The following is a 17,658-nucleotide window of genomic DNA, read 5'->3' as shown; positions in this document are numbered from 1 at the left end:
ACGCCGCCGGGCGCGGGTCTGTCCCAGCCCGTCAGATGGACGCGGCCAACCCCGCCATGGCACCGCGCAGCACGTCCGTGCGCTTGCAGAACGCGAGCCGCAGCCAGTCCGCGTAGAGTCCGCGGTTGCCCGGCCCCGCGAACGCGGACACCGGTATGCCCACCACGCCGGCGGTCTCGGCCCAGTGGTGCGCGAGGCCCGTGGCGTCCTGGACACCGGCCAGCGGGTAGAGGTCGCTGACGTCCGCCACCGTGAAGAACGTGCCCTCGGGCATCGGCGGGTGCAGCCCCGCCGCCCGCAGCCCGGAGACCACCACGTCCCGGCGCTCGCGGTAGTCTCCGAGCAGCCGCTCGTAGAAGGACGCCGGTGAGCACAGCGCGGTGGCGACCGCGTGCTGCAGGGGAGCCGCGGCACTGTGGGAGAGGTAGGTCTTCACGGCGGTCACGCCGCTGACCAGGTCCCGCGGTCCGCTGACCCAGCCCACGCGCCAGCCCGTGGCCGAGAAGGTCTTGCCCGCGGAGGAGACGCTCAGGGTCCGGGCCGCCGCACCGGGCAGCTGGGCGATGGGCTCGTGGGGGCCGTCGTAGCGCAGGTGCTCGTAGACCTCGTCCGTGAGGATCACGGCGTCGAACTCCGTCGCGAGTTCCACGAGCTGCTGCTTGAACTCGCGGGAGGCCACCGTGCCCGTGGGGTTGTGGGGGTCGTTGAGGATCACGGCGCGGGTGCGCGGGGAGAAGGCGGCGCGGACGTCGTCGGGGTCGGGCGTGAAGGTGGGCGGCAGCAGCGGGACGGCCACGGGGACGGCCTGGGCGAAATCGACCACCGCGCCGTAGAGGTCGTAGCGCGGCTCGAACATCACCACCTCGTCCCCGGGCTGCAGCAGGGACAGCAGGGCCGCGGTCATGCCCTCGGTGGCCCCGGCGCACACGGTCACCTGGCCGTCCGGGTCGAGGGCGAGGCCGTAGTGCTCCCGCTGGTGCGCGGCCACCGCTTCACGCAGGGCGGGGACGCCCACGATGGGCGCGTACTGGTGGTGACCGGCGTGCAGGGCGGCCACCGCGGCGTCGACCATCTCGCGGGGCGGGTCGAAGTCCGGGAAGCCCTGGCCGAGGTTCACGGACCCCGTGCGCCGGGCCAGTGCCGTCATCTCCTCGAAGATCGTGGAGCGCAGCTGCCCGGACGGGTCCAGCAGCCCGCCCCCGTCCGCCATGCGCTGCCACGGGGCGGCGCGGAGGGGCTCCCGGCCCGCGGGGACGGCTGCTGAGCGAGGGTTCTGCGGAGTCGCGGTCATGGGAACAGTCTAGGAAAGCGGGGCGGTGCCCCCGTCACGACGACGCCGCCGGGCCAGCTTCCCGCCGTGCGGCTCGGGCGGGGCCGCTAGGGTGGAGCGCATGAAACGCGCCATCTGCCCGGGGTCCTTCGACCCGCTGCACCTGGGACACTGCGCGGTCATCCGCCGCGCCGCCCGCCTCTTCGACGAGGTGGTCGTGGCGGTGTCCACGAACCCGCACAAGTCCCACCGGTTCACGGAGCAGGAGCGGATCGCCATGGTCCGCGAGGTCTTCGCGGACGAGCCCGGTGTGGTCGTGGAACCGCTCGCCTCCGGACTCATCGCGGACTACGCGGCGCAGCGCGAGGCCGTGGCGCTTGTGAAGGGGCTGCGCAACGGTGCGGACTACGACTACGAGCTGCCCATGGCCACCATGAACCGCTCGCTCACGGGGGTCGAGACGGTCTTCCTCCCGGGGGAGCCCTCGCTGCTGCACGTCTCCTCCTCGCTCGTGATGGAGGTGGCCTCCCTGGGCGGGGACGTCGCGGAGATGGTCCCGCCGCGCGTGCTGCACGCGATCCTCACGCGCTGAGGCGGCCACGCGCCCGGGGCGAGGCGCCCCACCCGCGGGGCGGTGCGGCGTCGTCGGCCCGCGCGGGATGAAGCGCAGGCGCACTGCGTGCTAAGGTGGTCTGTCGGCCAGTGTAGTCAGCCAGGAGTTTCGTGAATCACCGCAACAGTTCATCCCTCGCGTTCGACGTCAGGGAGCTCGAACACCGTCCGGGGACCATGGAAACCCTGGACGTCGAGGTCCCCGCACCGAAGGACTTCGGGACGGCGCTCATCGGGTCCCCCGAGGGCACGCCCATGGATCTGCAGCTGCGGCTGGAATCCGTCCACGACGGTATTCTGGTCAGCGGAACCGTGATCGTCAGTGTTCACGGGGAGTGCAGCAGGTGCCTCGACCCCATTGACTACGAACTACCGGTCGACGTGCAAGAGCTTTTCGTCTTCGAACCGTCCCCCAAGGGCGACGAGAACGTCGAGGACGAGCAAGTGTATGAAGTGACGGACGAAGAGATCGACCTCGAACCGATGCTTCGGGACGCAGTGATCACTCAGCTGCCGTTCCAACCGGTGTGCCGGGCCGACTGCCCGGGCCTGTGCGCCCAGTGCGGTGCACGGCTCGAGAACGACCCGGACCACCACCACGACGTGACGGATCCCCGCTGGTCCGCCCTCAAGGCCCTGATGACCGAGTCGGATCAGGAACCGGATGCGTCGTTGCCGACAACCGACACGAGAGAAGAGAGATAGCCGTGGCTGTTCCCAAGCGGAAAATGTCCCGTGCGAATACCCGGATGCGTCGTTCGCAGTGGAAGGCGCAGGCGCCGAAGCTGGTGAAGACCGTCGAGAACGGCAAGGTCAGCTACAGCCTGCCGCACCAGGCCAAGCTGGTCTCCGATTCCGCCGGCACCCCCTTGTTCTACGAGTACAAGGGTCGCAAGGTCGCTGACGCGTAACGTGGCAACGTTGCCGGATCCCGGCGAACTGCAGAGGCGTCTCGGTGTCGACATCGACACCGAGACGCTTCGCATTGCGCTGACGCACCGTTCCTACGCCTACGAGCACCCGGGGGAGCTGCACAACGAGCGCCTCGAGTTCCTGGGCGACGCCGTCCTGCAGCTCGCCGTGACGGACGAGATCTACCACCGGTACCCGGAGTGGGACGAGGGGCGGCTCGCCAAGCTGCGGGCCTCCGTGGTCTCGGCCCGGGCACTCGCGGGCGTGGCCCGCACCTTCGACCTGGGCCCGCACATCCGGCTGGGCAAGGGCGAGATCCGCACGCACGGCAGCGAGAAGGCCTCGATCCTCGCGGACACCACCGAGGCGCTGATCGGCGCGGTCTACGAGTCCCAGGGGGCACTGCCCGCCCGGGACCTCGTGCTGCGCATGATGATCCCGCTGCTCGAGGACACGCGCGTGCTGCGCGAGGGCAAGGACTGGAAGACCCAGGTGGTCGAGCTCGCCGCCCAGCACGGTCTGGGAACCGTGCGCTATGAGGTCGAGGGCACCGGTCCGGACCACGAACGCCACTTCACGGCGGACGCCGTGGTGGCCGGGGAGATCCTGGGCCACGGCGAGGGCACCTCCAAGAAGGCCGCCGAGCGTTCCGCCGCCGCCGCCGCGTGCGAGGCGATCACCGAACGCTTCCCCGCCAAGGGCTGAGGCACTCGTGCCCGAGCTGCCCGAGGTGGAGGTGGTGCGCCGCGGCGTCGAGCGCTGGGTCGTGGGGCGCATGGTCGAGTCCGTGCAGGTCTTCGACGCCCGTTCCCTGCGCCGCCACACGGCCGGTGTCCTGGACTTCCAGGAGCGCCTGGCCGGGCTGACGGTGGACTCCGCGCAACGGCGGGGCAAGTTTCTCTGGCTCCCGCTGCGGGACGGTGCCGAGGCCGAGCCCGCGCGGTCGCTGCTCGTGCACCTGGGGATGAGTGGTCAGCTGCTCGTCGCCTCCGAGGACCAGCCCGCCCCGCGTCACGAACGCATCCGACTGGGTCTCTCTCCCTCCGCCTCCGAGACCGGTGAGCCGTTGCCCGAGCAGGCACGGTTCGTGGACCAGCGCATCTTCGGCGGCATGCTCCTGGACCCGCTCGTGCCCAGCACGGACGGTCATGGGCTGGTTCCCGAGCACGCCGCGCACATCGCCCGCGACCCGCTGGACCCGCTCTTCGACGTGGCCGCCTTCCACGCCGCCCTACGACGCCGCCGCACGGGCCTGAAGCGTGCGCTGCTGGACCAGGGGCTGATCTCCGGGATCGGCAACATCTACGCGGACGAGGCCCTCTGGGCCGCCCGGCTGCACTGGGCGGCGCCGACCGAGACGATGACCGCGCCGCGCACCCGTGAGCTCGTGGCGGCGTGCCAGGAGGTCATGCGCAGGGCGCTCGACGCCGGCGGCACGAGCTTCGACTCGCTGTACGTCAACGTGAACGGGGAGTCGGGGTACTTCGCCCGCTCGCTCAACGCCTACGGGCGGGAGGGGCTGCCGTGCCCCCGCTGCGAGGCTGCCGGTGAGGACGGGGTGATCGTGCGGGAGAAGTTCGCCAACCGGTCCTCGTACCGCTGCTCGCGGTGCCAGAAGAGGCCGCGCCGCTTCCGGCCCTGAGAAGAGAGGCCCGACAGCTCCGTGACGGGCAGTTCCATGGGCCAGGACCTCCCCGTTGGCGTCCCGGTGCTCAGTGCCCCTCGGCCACGCACGCCCCGCGCGGCGTCAGGAAGAACACCAGCACCGCCGCGCACACCATGAATGCACCGCCGGACAGACCTGCCACCTGCAGCGAGTCCGTGAGGGACAGTGCCGCCTGCTGCGCCAGCTCCGGTAGGCCCTGCTCGGTGGCGCGATGCCCATGGCCGCCCCGAGCGACTCCCGGGCCTGTTCGGCCAGCTCCGGGTGCTGCCGCTGAAGCGTGGCGAACACGGCGGAGCCCGTGAGCCCGGCGCTGAACACGAGCGCGGAGATGCTGCCCAGGATGGTGACACCGAACGTGCCGCCCAGCTCGTACGCCGTCTCCTCCAGGGCGCCGGCGTTGCTGGCCTTCTCCGGGGGAGAGCCGCCCATGATCAGGGCGGAGCCGATGGCCAGTGCTCCCATGCCCGCACCCACGAGGCACAGGGGAGCGACGACGCTCGCCAGCGTGAGGGACGGCATCGCCCCGATGAGCAGCAGCCCGATCCCCGCGAGTCCGAGACCCCCGGCCAGGACCGCCCGTGCACCGATCCAGCGGCTCACCACCGGTGCGGCCAAGGAGGAGACGGCGCCCACGACCACGATCGGGATGAGCTGGACACCGGCCTCGATGGGGCTCGCCCCCTGCACGAGCTGCAGCCACTGGGCCACGAGGAGCAGCGCGGCGGTCAGGGAGAACGTGGCGCTGAAAGCGGCGATGATGCCCGCGCTGAACTGCCGCCCGCGGAAGAGCCGGATGTCGAGCAGGGGAGTCTCGCTGCGAACGTTGCGCGTGATGAACCACGCCAGGGTGACCACCGCGACGGCCAGCGCGGTCCACGCCGGTGCCGCGGCGGCGTCGGCGTCCTTGCCGAACTGCTTCAGCGACCACACGAGCGTGGACATGCCCACCAGGGACAGCACCGCGGAGAGGCCGTCGAAGCGGCCGAGCCCGGACACGCGGGACTCGCGCAGCAGCAGGAAGCCGCCCACGGCGCTCAGGCCCACGAGGGGCACGTTGATGAGGAACGCCGAGTGCCACGAGAAGTGCTCGAGCAGGAAGCCACCCACGAGTGGCCCCGCGACCGAGCCGAGTCCGGACGCCGCTGCCCACACGCTCAGGGCGGTCGCGCGCTCCTTCGGGTCGGTGAACACCACGCAGATCAGGGACAGCGTGGTGGGCATGACCATGGCACCGCCCACGCCCAGCAGTGCGCGGATCGCGATGACCGCGCCGGGGGAGTCCGCGACGAGCACGAGCAGGGAGGCCGCCGCGAAGACGACGTAGCCGAGCAGCAGCATGCGCTTGCGCCCCCACCGGTCGGCGAGGCCGGCCACGGGCACGAGCAGCGCGGCCAGTACGAGGGAGTAGATGTCCACGATCCACAGCTGCTGGTCGGAGGACGGGTGCAGCTCCGCGGACATCGTGGGCAGGGCGATGTTGAGGATCGTCATGTCCATGGTGATGACGATCAGGTCGCGCTCAGCACGGCAAGGGCGCCCCAGCGGCGGCCGCGGGACATGGTCGGGGTGGCCTAGGTGGCGGCAGGGGCAGTGGTCACGGTCATTCGCCTTCCGCGGGGCTCGGGGACATCAGGGCACGCAGGGCGCGGGTCATCGTCGCCGTGCTGGGGGGTCCGTCGGAGAGGACGGTCTCGACGAGCGCACCGTCCACGTAGCGGGCCATGGCGCGGGCGCTCTCCGGGTCGCAGTGCGCGGTGAGGATCTCCGTGAGGCGTTCGCTCCACCGCCGGGCCAGGGAACGCAGCCGGTCGTCGTGGACCGCGGCGGTGATCATGGCGATGGACGCGTGGGCCTGCCGGATGTCGAGGTGGTCCTCGTGCATCAGCTCGGCGAGCCGCGCCGCGGGGTCCGGATGGTTGGTGAGCTCGCGCTGCACGACGTCGAGCTCCGCCTCGTTCTCGGTTCCGACCGTCTCGAGGGCGGTCTCCCGCAGGGCGTCGATCGAGGGGAAGTGGCGCGTGATGGTGCCCAGCGGGATCCCCGCGTGGGCGGCGATCGCCCGGTGGGTCAGCGCCGATGGCCCTCGGGTCACCACGATCTCGGCGGCCGCCTCCAGGATCTCCCGACGACGCCGCTCGGGGTCGCGCCTGCGCGGCGCGGCCTTCTCCTGCTCGCCCATACCGCCTCCTCTGCAAACAAACGTACGCGTACATTTGTACCGTAATAGAGTTCGAGAGCGCAAGCAGAGTCCGGGCACGCAGGAGGCCCGTCCGGTCCCAGGAGTGTCCTGGGCCGAACGGGCCTCGGTGCGCGGCGTTGCACCGCGCGGGTCAGCGGTCGCGCACGCTCTGCAGGTCGGTGGTCACACCGCTGTCCTTGGCCTCGGACGCCACGGAGGAGTCCTCGGCGCGGGCACGCTGGTCGTCCGCGACCTCCTCCACGCGGTCGAGGGAGACCGAACCCGTGTGCTTGCCGGGGCGCGGGTGGTCGCGGTAGTACTCCGCGATCCGCGCGAAACCCTCGTCCAGGCTCACGGAGGGCGTCCAGTCCAGCAGCTCGCGGGTCTCGCGCTGGTCGAACCAGTGGGCCGTGGACATCTGCTCGGCGAGGAACTCGGTCATGGGGGGCTCGTCGTCGCCGCCGCGGAACCGGGCGGGGACGTGCGGCCAGACCTTCTCGATCACGCGACCGGCGAAGCGGGCCACGGAGCCGGGCACGGAGAACGTGGGGGCGGGGACGTCCGCCGCGGCGCACATGCGTGCCACGAGCTCGCCCACGGGACGCGGTTCACCGTTCGTGACCACGAGCGCACGGCCGTGCACGGCGTCGATCCGCTCGAGCGCGCGCACGATGGCCTCGGAGGCGTTGTCGATGTAGGTGGTGTCGATCATTGCGGCACCGTGGTCGAGGTCCGGCATGCGACCCGCGGCCGCGCGGTCCACCACGCGCTCCACGAGCTGCGTGTCACCGGGACCCCACACGATGTGCGGGCGCACGGCGGCGACCTTCAGCTCCCGCTGCCCGTCCATGCTCAGGGCGAGCAGCTCGGCCGCGGCCTTGGACCGTGCGTAGTTGCCACGCGCGGTCTGCGGGTTTGCGGGTTCCGCGCCTGCGCCCTCGATCGACACGCCCTCGTGGGCCACGGAGGGGGAGGACACGAACACGACGTTGTGCACCCCGGCGTTCTGCGCCTGGCACAGCAGCACGCGCGTCCCCGTCGCGTTCACGCGCACGAAATCGGCCCAGTCCCCGGTGAAGGAGACCTTGGCGGCCAGGTGGACGACGTCGTCCACGCCGTCGAGCGCGCGGGCCACGGCCTCGGGGTCGTCCACGGAGCCCAGCACCTCGTCCACGCCTTCGCGCTCGGCGACGGCGGCGAGGCCGCGCTGGAACACGCGGACCTTCCAGCCGCGCGCGAGTAGGACGCGGGCGACGTCGCCGCCGAGCATCCCGGAGGCCCCGGTCACCAGGGCGGTGCGCCCGGTGCCGTCCAGCGCTCCCTGCGTGGCGGTGGCGCCGCCGCGCTCGGGGTCCGCGATCTGAGCCGAGCCCTGGACCTCGAAGGACGTGCCCTGGGCGGCCGGGGTCTTCCCGGTGCCCGCGGGCTCGGCGGGGTGGCTGTCCGTGGCGCGGTGGCGCCCGCGGGTCTGGTCGTCGCTCACAGGTCCCTCAGCTTTCCGGTGGCCAGCGCCTGCTCGGCCCAGTCACTCAATGCGGTCCGGTCGATCTTGGAGTTGTGGCGGATGTCCGTGGGCTGCTCGGGGAGCACCAGCACGGCGCTCACGGGCAGGCCGGTGGCGAAGGCCACCGTGCCTCGCACGCGCTCGCTCAGCTCCGCGGGAGCCACGCTCGGCTTCTTCGCGGCGGGGACCGTCTCGATCACGGCCACCGCGGACTGCGAGCCCACGGGTCCCACGCCCACCACGGCCGCGCGGCCCACACCGGGGACGCGCTGGGCGGCGTGCTCGGCCGCCACGGAGGACACGGGGCCCTGCGCCATGGTGATCACGTGCGCGAGGCGACCCTCGTACCAGAGCCGTTCGCGGGCGTCGAAGTGCCCCACGTCCCCGGTGCGGTGCCACCCCGGGGTGAGGTCCGACTCGCGCTCGGTGATCCACAGCCGGTCGTAGTGGTCCTTGGCGTGCGGTGCACGGGCCACGATCTCGCCGGTGACCCCGGGGGTCGTGACGATCTCCTCGGAGACCGAGCCGTCCGCCCGCAGCGGCAGCACGCCCAGCTGGGCGCCCTCCACGGGGGTGCCCACGCAGACGCCCCGGCCGGCGCCGTCCACGCCGCGCTGGGCGTCCTCGCGCGCGGCCCGGATGACGTCCAGGCTCACGTCCGTGAGCGGCAGGGCCTCGGTCATACCGTAGGGCGTGTGCAGCTCCGCCGCGGGCATGAGCTCCTGCAGCCGCACCAGCAGGGCCTCGGGGATCGGTGCGCCGGCGGAGAGCATGAGGCCGACCCGGGCGAGGGCGTCCCGCTCGTCGTGGGAGAGCTCGTCCGCGGTGGCGAGGACGTTCTCGATGGCCGCCGGGGATGCGAACACCGCGGACGCCTCGATGGCCATGGTGGCCTGGGCGAGGGCCTGCGCCGTGAGCGTCTTGGGGCTCGTGACGTCCATGTCCGGGGTCACGGACGCGGCACCCAGCGCGGGGCCCAGGAGGGCGAACGGTGCGAAGCCGGCCACGAGTCCGGTTCCGGCGCGCAGCCCGTAGGTGTCACGGATGGTGTCCCGCATGCCCGCCATCTGACGGTGCGTGTAGACGACGCCCTTGGCCGGGCCGGTGGAGCCGGAGGTGAACAGCACGGCGGCCTCGGCGTCAGGATCCACGTCCGGAATCTCGCCAGGGCGCACGGCGGTCACCGAGTCCATCAGCTCCGGGACGGTGTGCTCCACGCCCAGCAGCTTCTTGGAGACGGGGTCCATGGACTCCGCGGCGATCCGGCGCCCGGGCCAGCCCAGCGCGCGCGCACCCACGAGTGCCTTGCGGATCCCCACGAACCACTGCGGCGAGGAGCCGCGCAGCGCACGGGTCAGGCCCTTGCGGCCCAGCCCCTGGTCCGCCACCACGATGACCGCGCCGATGCGCAGGCACGCGTAGATCAGGGTGGTCAGCTGCGAGCCCGGGGGCACCATGAGGTTGACCCGGTCCCCTGGGCGCACGCCCGTGCGCAGCAGTGCCACGGCGAGCCGGTCCACGGAGGAGGATAGCTGCGCCCACGAGACGCTGCGCTCGATGCTCAGCTCCGGGGCGGTCCCGTCCACGGTGCCGGTCACGGGACCCATGTCCACCACGGCGGGGGTGTCGTCGTGGCGGCGCGCGTCCAGCTCGGCGAAGAACGGCACGAAGGCCGCCCGGCCCCGTGCGCGGCGTTCGCGGTGGGACTCGACCACGGCCTCGGCGGGGCCGAACTGCTCGTCGAGCCACGCGAGGATCGGGGTGGCGATGTCCCGGGCCTCGGTCAGCAGGTGCTTGGCGCCCTCGTAACGGTGCACGTCCGCGTGCGGGGCGCGGCGCATCAGGTCCTCGAGGTAGCGCTGCTGGAAGACGGGGTCGCCCGTGCCCCACAGCAGCAGGGTGGGAACCTCGCGGGCGCTCATGCGCCCGGCGATCCGCTCGTACGCGGCGTGGGAGGGGTGCTCCGGCGGCGCGGGGATGTCCGCGACGAAGTGCGCGACGCCCTCGCGGCGCTCCTTGGACGTGTAGGGGGCCTTGTACGCGCGCTTGACCGCTGCGGACGGCGCCGGGTCGCACAGGGCGAGCGTGGTGTCGATGAACGCGGTGGAACCGGTGGTCACGGGTCCGTGCACGGCCTTGTTCAGGGCCAGGCGCAGCGCGGAGGGGATGGCCTCGGCGTCGTCGTGGTGCACGGCGGTGTTCGTCATGACGGTGCCCGCGTGGATCCCGGGGTGCTCCTGGGCCCAGCCCTGGGAGATCAGCCCGCCCCAGTCGTGGGCGAGCGTGACCACGGGCAGGCCCGCCGTGTCGACGCCGAGCGCTCGGGTGAGGTCGCCGAGGTCCGTGACGCGGTCCTCCAGCCGCCGGAAGAGCCCGGTGCGCTCGGAGAAGCCCATGTCCAGCTGGTCCACGGCCACCACGCGCCATGGCCGCTCGGCCTGGGCCGCGGCCCGCAGCACGTCGCGCCACAGGTAGGACCACGTGGGGTTGCCGTGCACGGCCAGGACGATGCCCTGCGGGGTGGCACCGGAGCGGGCGATCACGTCCGCATTGTCCAGGACGTGCCAGCTGCGGGTGCGTCCGGGTACCGGCTCCACGCCGGCGGTCGAGGGCACCGGGAGGGTGCGCGACCACGCGGGGTCCAGGCCCGGCAGGGGGGTGTCCGTGAAGGGGAGGCGTGCGCCGTCCCCGGCGGGGGTGGAGGTCATGCGTGCTGCTCCGTTCTCGGGGACGCTCACCAGGCGATCTCCATGAGGGTCGTGTTCAGTCCGGACCCCACGCCCAGGCACAGCACCCGCGCTCCGGGCTCGAGCCGCTCGGCCTCCAGGGCGAGGGTCATGGGCAGTGCGGCCGCGGCCACGTTGCCCCAGTAGGGGAAGGTCAGGGGGACCTTGGTGGCGTCGAGCCCCATGTCCTCGATGAGCTTGTTCGTGTGGGAGTTGGAGACCTGGTGCGTGACGTAGGAGTCCATCTCCCGCCAGTCCCAGCCGTCCTGCTCGGCCTCGTGCCAGGCCTCCACCACGAGGCCCACGCCGTGGTTGAGCAAGCCGGTGGCGTCCGTGAACATGCCGTCGTCCCCGCCGATGCACAGGTGGTTGAACTCGGTGCCCGCACGGGTCACGGAGCCCACGATCCGGTGCCCGTCCGGGTGGCGGTCCGCGGGACCCACCACGGCGGCGGCGGCACCGCAGCCGAGCGTCAGGGTTGCGAACTCCTGGACGACCTGCTCGCGGGTGATGTCGTCCGCGCGCAGCCGCTCCACCGCGGCCTTGTGCCACGGCGAGGGGTCCTCGCCGGCGACGACGAGCGCGTACTCGATGGCCCCGGCGTCGATCATGGACGCCGCGACGGTCAGCGCGTTCACGAAGCCCAGGCACGCGTTGGTCATGTCGAAGTTCAGCGCGGAGCTGGGCAGGCCCAGGCGCTCGTGGATGCCCACCGCCACGGCGGGCTCGTAGTTGTCGCGCGTGACCGAGGCGTTGACGAATAGCCCGATCTGCTCGGGGCGCACTCCCGACTCCGCGAGTGCGGCCTCGCCCGCCTCCGTGGCACCGTCCGTGAAGTGGCGTCCCGGGGCCCACCCGCGGCGCTCCTTGATCCCGGCGAGGCGTTCCAGCAGCCCCTTGGGCATCCGCAGCCGCCGGAAGGTCTCGGCCAGCTCCTCATCGAACCGGGTGGACGGGATCACCACGTCCGCCTCCGTCTTGGTCACGGAGAGGAACGCTACGTTGCGGTTGGTGATGGTGGAGTTACCGGTCAATGTGGCGCTTTCGATCAGACGCCACCCGTACCGTCAAGGAATCGAACGTGAAGAGCCTCGGCGCCCGGGTGAAGAAGCGGGTTGGACCGGCTCAGTCTAACGGCCCCGGCTGACAGGGTGTTCCGCCCGCGCGGGACGTTCGCCCGCGGCCGGGTGTATGCCCAGGACACGCCGCCGGTGACCCGCAGGGACGGGCGGGAGCGGGCGACGTCGTCGGCCCGGGTCCGCGCGGTGGCGCCGGGTAGACTCGGGAGCCACCCCCGAACCCCGCGCCCGCTCCCTGGCCCGGCAGCCCCCTGCCGCCCGGACGCGGCGCCCCTGACACAGGAGACCCCCGGCGTGCACTTGAAGACCCTCACCGTGCGTGGTTTCAAGTCCTTCGCATCGGCCACCACGTTCCACTTCGAGCCCGGGGTCACCGCGGTGGTGGGCCCCAACGGCTCCGGCAAGTCCAACGTGGTGGATGCCCTGGCCTGGGTGATGGGGGAGCAGGGGGCCAAGTCGCTGCGCGGCGGGAAGATGGAGGACGTCATCTTCGCCGGCACCTCCGGGCGCTCGGCGCTGGGCCGCGCGCACGTCTCGCTCACGATCGACAACGCCGACGGCGCCCTGCCCATCGAGTACTCCGAGGTCACCATCTCGCGCACCCTGTTCCGCTCCGGGGGCTCCGAGTACGCGATCAACGGCCGCTCGTGCCGTCTGCTGGACATCCAGGAGCTGCTCTCGGACTCGGGGCTCGGCCGTGAGATGCACGTGATCGTGGGTCAGGGGCAGCTGGACCGGATCCTGCAGGCGACCCCGGAGGACCGCCGCGGCTTCATCGAGGAGGCCTCGGGCATCCTCAAGCACCGGCGGCGCAAGGAGAAGACCCTGCGCAAGCTCGAGTCCGTCCAGGCGAACCTGGACCGGCTCGAAGACCTCACGGGCGAGATCCAGCGCCAGCTGACGCCGCTCGGACGCCAGGCCCGCACCGCCCGCAAGGCCCAGCGCATCCAGTACGACGTGCGGGATGCCCGGGCCCGGCTGCTCGCCGACGACCTCGTGGCCGCGCGCGCCGGGTTGGACACGGACCAGGGCGCCAGTGCGCAGGCGCGGGCCCGCAAGGACGAGCTGGAGAAGTCCGCTGCGGCGCTCGCCGAGCGGCTGCACGAGACGGAGACGCGCGCGGCCCAGACGGCCCCGGCGCTCAACGCCGCCCGCACGAGCTGGTACGAGCTGAGCACCGTCCGCGACCGCTACCGGGCGCTGTCCGCGCTCGCGGGGGAGCGGCGTCGACTCCTGGGCAGTACGGAGGAGCCCGCCTCCCAGACGCGAGACGCGGACGCCCTCGAGGAGCAGGCCGCCCGCACCCGGGCGGAGACCGAGCAGCTCGCCGAGCGGGTGGATGCGGCGAGGACCTCGCTCGAGGCTGCGCAGACCGACCGTCAGCAGGCCGAGGACGACGCCCGCGGTGCCGAGGCGCGCTCCGCGGAGCTGGTGCGCCGGGCCGCGGACCGGCGCGCGGGGCAGGCCCGGCTCGCGGCGGCGGTCACGGCCGCCCGCTCGGGGCTTTCGGCTGCCGAGGCGGACGTCGAGCGCGTGCGCGGGGAGATCACCGACGTCGTGACCCGCGCCGAGAAGGCCCGTCTGGACACCGCGTCCCTCGCGGAGGCGGCGGAGTCCACGGCCGAGCGGGCTCGGCACGCGAGCGAGCGTGCACGCGAGGCCGGGGAGACCGCGGAGACGGCCCAACGCGAGAGCCGCGCGGCGGAGTCCGCACGTCAGGCCGCCGCCGGTGAGCTGAAGACCACGACCGTGCGCCTGGAGACACTGCGCCAGTCCGTGCGCCAGCCGGACGGCTCGGCCTCCGTGGCGGACGTCGTGCCCGTGCTCGGTGAGGTGCCGCGCGCCGTGCGGGTGGCACCGGGGTGGGGGCGCGCCGTGGCGGCAGCTCTCGGACCGTGGTCGGAGGCGCTCGCCGTCTCCTCCCACACCGCCGCGGCCCGCGTCTTCGCGAGGCTCACGGAGGCCGGCGCGGGGCGCGTGCACCTGGTGGTCTCGGGAGCCAACGACGACGCCCGGGACGCCACCGTCGCCCGGCTCACCCTTCCGCCGGGGTGCGTGTGCGCCGCCGACGTCGTGTCCGCGGGTGCGGACGGCCCGGAGACCACGCGCGTGCTCGCCGCGGTGCGCTCGGAGCTCGCGACCGTGGTGCTCGCGCCGGACACGGACAGCGCCGTGAAGGTCCTCGACACCGCCCTGGCCCGCGACGAGTCCACGGCGAACCTGGTGCGGGTCGCCACGAGCCGGGGGGACGTGTACTCGCGCCACCGCGCGCAGGGCGGCGCCACGGAGGCGGCCGGCTCGCTCGAGCTCTACCCGCTGATCGACACGCTGGAGGCGGACCTCGCACGGCTGCGGGAGACCGCCGAGACCGCGACCGCGGCCGCGGAGCACGCGGAGACCGAGCGGTCCCGTGCCGCCGCGCAGGCGCGGGAGGCGGCCCAGGCCTCGGACCGTGCCCAGAAGGAGGCCGCCGCGGCGGGGGCCGCCCTGAGCAGGGCGGAGGCCACGGCGTCGTCGGCGGACTCCGAGCTGCAGCGCCGCCGCGACGTGCTCGCCACCGCGGAGCAGCGTCTCGCCCAGCGCGACGCCGAGCTCCGCGAGGCCGTGGAGCGCGCGGAGGCCGTGGAGACGGGGGACAAGGAGGACCTCGAGCGGGAGCAGCTCACCGCGGCCGCCGCGAAGGACCGTGCGGAGGCCCAGGCTCGTGCCGCCCGCGAGACGGAGACCGAGGCGCGGCTGGCCCTGCGCGGTCTCGAGGAGCAGCAGCGCCACGCGGCCTCCCGGGCCGAGGCACAGGCGCGGGCCGCCCGCTCCGAACGGGCCGCCCAGGCCGAGGCCGCACGCCGGGCCGAACGACGTCGCGTCCAGGCCGCCGTGGCGCTCGCCGTGGGCACGGCCGCGGACTACCTGCGGGACCGTGCGGAGGAGTCCGCGCGAGAGGCCGCTGCGGAACGCGACGAGATCGAGACGCGACGCGCCGGTCTGGACGAGGCCGCCCAGCGTCTGCGCACCGAGCGCGACGAGGTCTCCCGCGGCCTCGCCGAGCTCACCGAGCAGCTGCACCGGGCGGAGCTGGACCTCGCCCAGCGGCGCGCCCGCGTGGAGAGCCTTGAGACCACCTCGCTCGAGGAGCTGGGCCTGACCCCGGACTTCCTCGTGGACCACTACGGCCCGCACCTGCCCGTGCCGGACGCGGACGCCGCCATCGAGGCGGCCCAGACCGCGGAGGAATCGGGCGGCTCCGTGCAATTGGCTCTGCCGAGCATGACCGATCCCGGGGCTCCCTTCCGGCGCGAGGAGCAGGAGCTGCGGCTGCAGCGCTCCCAGAAGCAGCTCAAGGCGCTGGGCAAGGTGAACCCGCTCGCGCTCGAGGAGTTCGCGGCGCTGGAGGAGCGCCACACCTTCCTGGTGACGCAGTTGGAGGACGTCAAGAACTCCCGCACCGACCTGCGCAACATCATCCGGGACGTGGACCGCCACGTGGAGGAGGTCTTCGCGGAGGCCTACCGGGACACCGCCGAGCAGTTCGTGTCCGTGTTCTCGACCCTCTTCCCCGGCGGCGAGGGCCGGCTGCGCCTGACCGACCCGGACGACATGCTCAACTCCGGCGTGGAGGTCGAGGCCCGCCCGGCCGGCAAGAAGATCAAGCGGCTCTCACTGCTCTCCGGCGGGGAGCGCTCGCTCACGGCCCTGGCCCTGCTCGTGGCCATCTTCAAGGCGCGGCCCTCCCCGTTCTACGTGATGGACGAGGTGGAGGCCGCCCTGGACGACCGTAACCTGGGACGTCTGCTCACGGTCTTCGAGCAGCTGCAGGAGAGCTCGCAGCTGATCATCGTGACCCACCAGAAACGCACCATGGAGATCGCGGACGCCCTCTACGGGGTGTCCATGCGCGGCGACGGCGTGAGCCTGGTGGTGGGCCAGCAGCTCTCGGAGCTGCGGTAGAAGTACTGACCGGGGGCGACGACGTTTGGTCGCCTCGACGGCCCACGCGTCAGCGGTCGGCGGCGGGGTGCTGAGTGGACTCTCGGGCGCGGCGGATGAGGGTTGCGGCGCGCCGCTGCACCTCGTTCTCGACGAACGGCTGTGGTGGGGCGGCATACCACCCGAGGTCGTCCCGGGCCTCTGCGTGGATGAGCGACCCGGCGTCGTGCGGCTCCGCCCGGAAAGTGGCCGCGAGGGGAAGTGCGGCCCAGCCCTTGTCCGAGGCGGACCCCTTCACCCGGTACACCTCGTCAGAGCCCATTCGCAGGTGCAGAGTCTCTGCCGACACGGTGAGCTCGGCGGCCTGATCCCGCAGTGCGTGGTCGATGCGGGCCAGTGCCTGGGAAGGGGTCAAGGGGGACTCCCACGATCCAGACCCACTGGCGGCCTCGCCGCCCGTCCCGCCGTGTCCCCGCCATGACGCTCAGCCCTTCGTCGTCTCCCCGCGTGCGCCCTCCGGCAGCGTCTCGCGCACCGGGAGCCAGGCCAGGGCGGCGAGCAGCATGAGCGATCCGGAGACACCGAAGGCCCAGCCGAAGCCCGCGGAGTCCGCCAGTGCGCCGGCGAGCACCGGGCCCGCGATCTGGCCGGCGTCCGCGCACATCTGATAGCGGGAGAGTACCTTGCCGCCGGCGCGGTCGGGGCCGATCACGTCCGCGACCGCCGCCTGCTGCCCGGGGTTCAGCGTGCCCGAGCCCACACCCGCGAGCAGGGAGAGCACGGAGAACGCGATTACTGTGGTGCTCAGCCCCACGCCGATGGTCGCGAGCCCGCACAGCACGAGCCCGGTGAGCACGAGCGGTTTGCGGCCCATCCGGTCCGTGAGCCGTCCGGTGACGGTCAGGGCGCTCGCGTTGCCCACCGCGAACAGGGCGAGCGCGAGCCCGGCGACGGCCGGTCCATCGCCCACGATCTGCGTGGCGAGCAGGGGGACCAGCGCCACCCGCACGCCCATGGCCGTCCACCCCGTGGAGAAGCTGGAGGCGAGCGCGGCACGGTACGCGCCGACGTCGAGCGCCTCGCGGACCCGCATGGCCGGCTGCGCGGCGCCCGCGCCCTTGGAGCCGAGCGTCTCGTCCTTGAGCCGCACCCAGACCACGAGCACGGCAACGAACAGCGCGCCCGCATAGATGAGGAACGGGGCGTGCATGCCCAGTCCCGCGAGCGCGCCGCCGAGCACCGGGCCCAGGATGCCGCCCAGCAGGAACGCGGTGGCGTAGTACCCGGAGACCCGCCCGCGCATGGTGCGCGGGGATAGCCGGACGATCAGGCCCATGGCGGAGACGGTGAACATGGTGGAGCCGATCCCGCCCAGGCCGCGGAAGAGGAGCAGCTGCCAGTAGCTCTGCGCGAAGGCGGTGGCCGCGGAGGACAGCGCGACCACGATCAGCCCGATCAGGTAGGTGGGGCGCTCGCCGAGCCGGTTGACCACGGCACCGCTTGCGGGCGCGAAGACCAGGCGGCACAGGGCGAAGGCGCTGATGACCGCGGAGGCCGCCGCGACGCCCACCCCGAAGCTCGAGGCGAACTGCGGCAGCACGGGTGCCACGATGCCGTAGCCCAGCGCGATCACGAAGGCCGCCGCGATCAGTACCTTGATGGGCTGGGGCACCTTCTCCCGGGCCGCGGAGGGGGACTCTGAGAGATGCGGATCGGTGCGGGGGTCGTCCGGGGTGGCCGGGACGTCGGCGTCGGCGGGATCACGGGGTTCGGGGCGGGACACGCC

General features: G+C 72.8%; 14 protein-coding genes. 6 read left to right on the top strand and 8 right to left on the bottom strand.

What is annotated here, in order from left to right; genetic code table 11:
* Positions 1 to 31 precede the first annotated feature (31 nt).
* Positions 32 to 1,210 carry an aminotransferase class I/II-fold pyridoxal phosphate-dependent enzyme gene (locus tag KVA01_RS09670; RefSeq protein ID WP_068469521.1) on the bottom strand — a complete coding sequence of 393 codons (1,179 nt, stop codon included), beginning with the start codon at positions 1,208 to 1,210 and terminating at the stop codon, positions 32 to 34.
* Between the two features lie 181 nt (positions 1,211 to 1,391).
* On the opposite strand from KVA01_RS09670, the gene coaD reads away from it, so the two are divergent.
* The 5 genes from coaD (at position 1,392) to mutM (ending at position 4,436) form a co-directional block, all read left to right on the top strand.
* Positions 1,392 to 1,862 (top strand): pantetheine-phosphate adenylyltransferase, encoded by a 471-nt coding sequence (coaD, locus tag KVA01_RS09665; RefSeq protein WP_068469523.1) that lies wholly within the window; start codon positions 1,392 to 1,394, stop codon positions 1,860 to 1,862.
* A 131-nt stretch (positions 1,863 to 1,993) separates the two neighbouring features.
* Positions 1,994 to 2,587: a YceD family protein gene (locus KVA01_RS09660; protein WP_068469524.1), complete on the top strand. Its 594-nt coding sequence runs from the start codon at positions 1,994 to 1,996 to the stop codon at positions 2,585 to 2,587.
* A 2-nt stretch (positions 2,588 to 2,589) separates the two neighbouring features.
* Positions 2,590 to 2,793, top strand: a complete 204-nt coding sequence (gene rpmF / locus KVA01_RS09655) for a 50S ribosomal protein L32 (RefSeq protein WP_012398114.1) — start codon at positions 2,590 to 2,592, stop codon at positions 2,791 to 2,793.
* 1 nt (position 2,794) lies between these two features.
* Positions 2,795 to 3,499: a ribonuclease III gene (gene rnc / locus KVA01_RS09650; RefSeq protein WP_068469526.1), complete on the top strand. Its 705-nt coding sequence runs from the start codon at positions 2,795 to 2,797 to the stop codon at positions 3,497 to 3,499.
* 7 nt (positions 3,500 to 3,506) lie between these two features.
* Positions 3,507 to 4,436: a bifunctional DNA-formamidopyrimidine glycosylase/DNA-(apurinic or apyrimidinic site) lyase gene (gene mutM, locus KVA01_RS09645; protein ID WP_068469528.1), complete on the top strand. Its 930-nt coding sequence runs from the start codon at positions 3,507 to 3,509 to the stop codon at positions 4,434 to 4,436.
* Positions 4,437 to 4,541: 105 nt separating this feature from the next.
* On the opposite strand, the gene KVA01_RS09640 is transcribed toward mutM, so the two are convergent.
* From KVA01_RS09640 to KVA01_RS09620, 5 genes are all read right to left on the bottom strand, one after another.
* Complete coding sequence (locus KVA01_RS09640) at positions 4,542 to 5,957, bottom strand: MFS transporter (RefSeq protein WP_231860648.1); 1,416 nt, start codon at positions 5,955 to 5,957, stop codon at positions 4,542 to 4,544.
* 103 nt (positions 5,958 to 6,060) lie between these two features.
* Entirely contained in the window at positions 6,061 to 6,639 is a 579-nt protein-coding gene (locus tag KVA01_RS09635; protein WP_141270002.1) for a TetR/AcrR family transcriptional regulator, read from the bottom strand.
* A gap of 151 nt (positions 6,640 to 6,790) precedes the next feature.
* Positions 6,791 to 7,954, bottom strand: a complete 1,164-nt coding sequence (locus KVA01_RS09630; RefSeq protein ID WP_371858583.1) for an NAD-dependent epimerase/dehydratase family protein — start codon at positions 7,952 to 7,954, stop codon at positions 6,791 to 6,793.
* 164 nt (positions 7,955 to 8,118) lie between these two features.
* Positions 8,119 to 10,851, bottom strand: coding sequence for an alpha/beta fold hydrolase (locus KVA01_RS09625; RefSeq protein WP_141269998.1), 2,733 nt, complete (start codon positions 10,849 to 10,851; stop codon positions 8,119 to 8,121).
* A gap of 26 nt (positions 10,852 to 10,877) precedes the next feature.
* Positions 10,878 to 11,903 (bottom strand): 3-oxoacyl-ACP synthase III, encoded by a 1,026-nt coding sequence (locus tag KVA01_RS09620; RefSeq protein WP_141269996.1) that lies wholly within the window; start codon positions 11,901 to 11,903, stop codon positions 10,878 to 10,880.
* Positions 11,904 to 12,242: 339 nt separating this feature from the next.
* Here KVA01_RS09620 and smc point away from each other — a divergent pair, with 339 nt between their 5' ends.
* Complete coding sequence (smc, locus tag KVA01_RS09615) at positions 12,243 to 15,893, top strand: chromosome segregation protein SMC (protein ID WP_141269994.1); 3,651 nt, start codon at positions 12,243 to 12,245, stop codon at positions 15,891 to 15,893.
* Positions 15,894 to 15,942: 49 nt separating this feature from the next.
* On the opposite strand, the gene KVA01_RS09610 is transcribed toward smc, so the two are convergent.
* Both KVA01_RS09610 and KVA01_RS09605 read right to left on the bottom strand, forming a co-directional pair.
* Positions 15,943 to 16,287 carry a hypothetical protein gene (locus KVA01_RS09610; RefSeq protein ID WP_068469538.1) on the bottom strand — a complete coding sequence of 115 codons (345 nt, stop codon included), beginning with the start codon at positions 16,285 to 16,287 and terminating at the stop codon, positions 15,943 to 15,945.
* Between the two features lie 69 nt (positions 16,288 to 16,356).
* Positions 16,357 to 17,655 (bottom strand): MFS transporter, encoded by a 1,299-nt coding sequence (locus KVA01_RS09605; RefSeq protein ID WP_267899943.1) that lies wholly within the window; start codon positions 17,653 to 17,655, stop codon positions 16,357 to 16,359.
* Positions 17,656 to 17,658 lie beyond the last annotated feature (3 nt).

Origin of the sequence: Kocuria varians (genome assembly GCF_006539885.1) — a bacterium.
Taxonomy (GTDB): domain Bacteria; phylum Actinomycetota; class Actinomycetes; order Actinomycetales; family Micrococcaceae; genus Kocuria; species Kocuria varians.
Note: the sequence above shows the minus strand (reverse complement) of the source record. Positions and strands in the feature narration are given on the sequence as shown.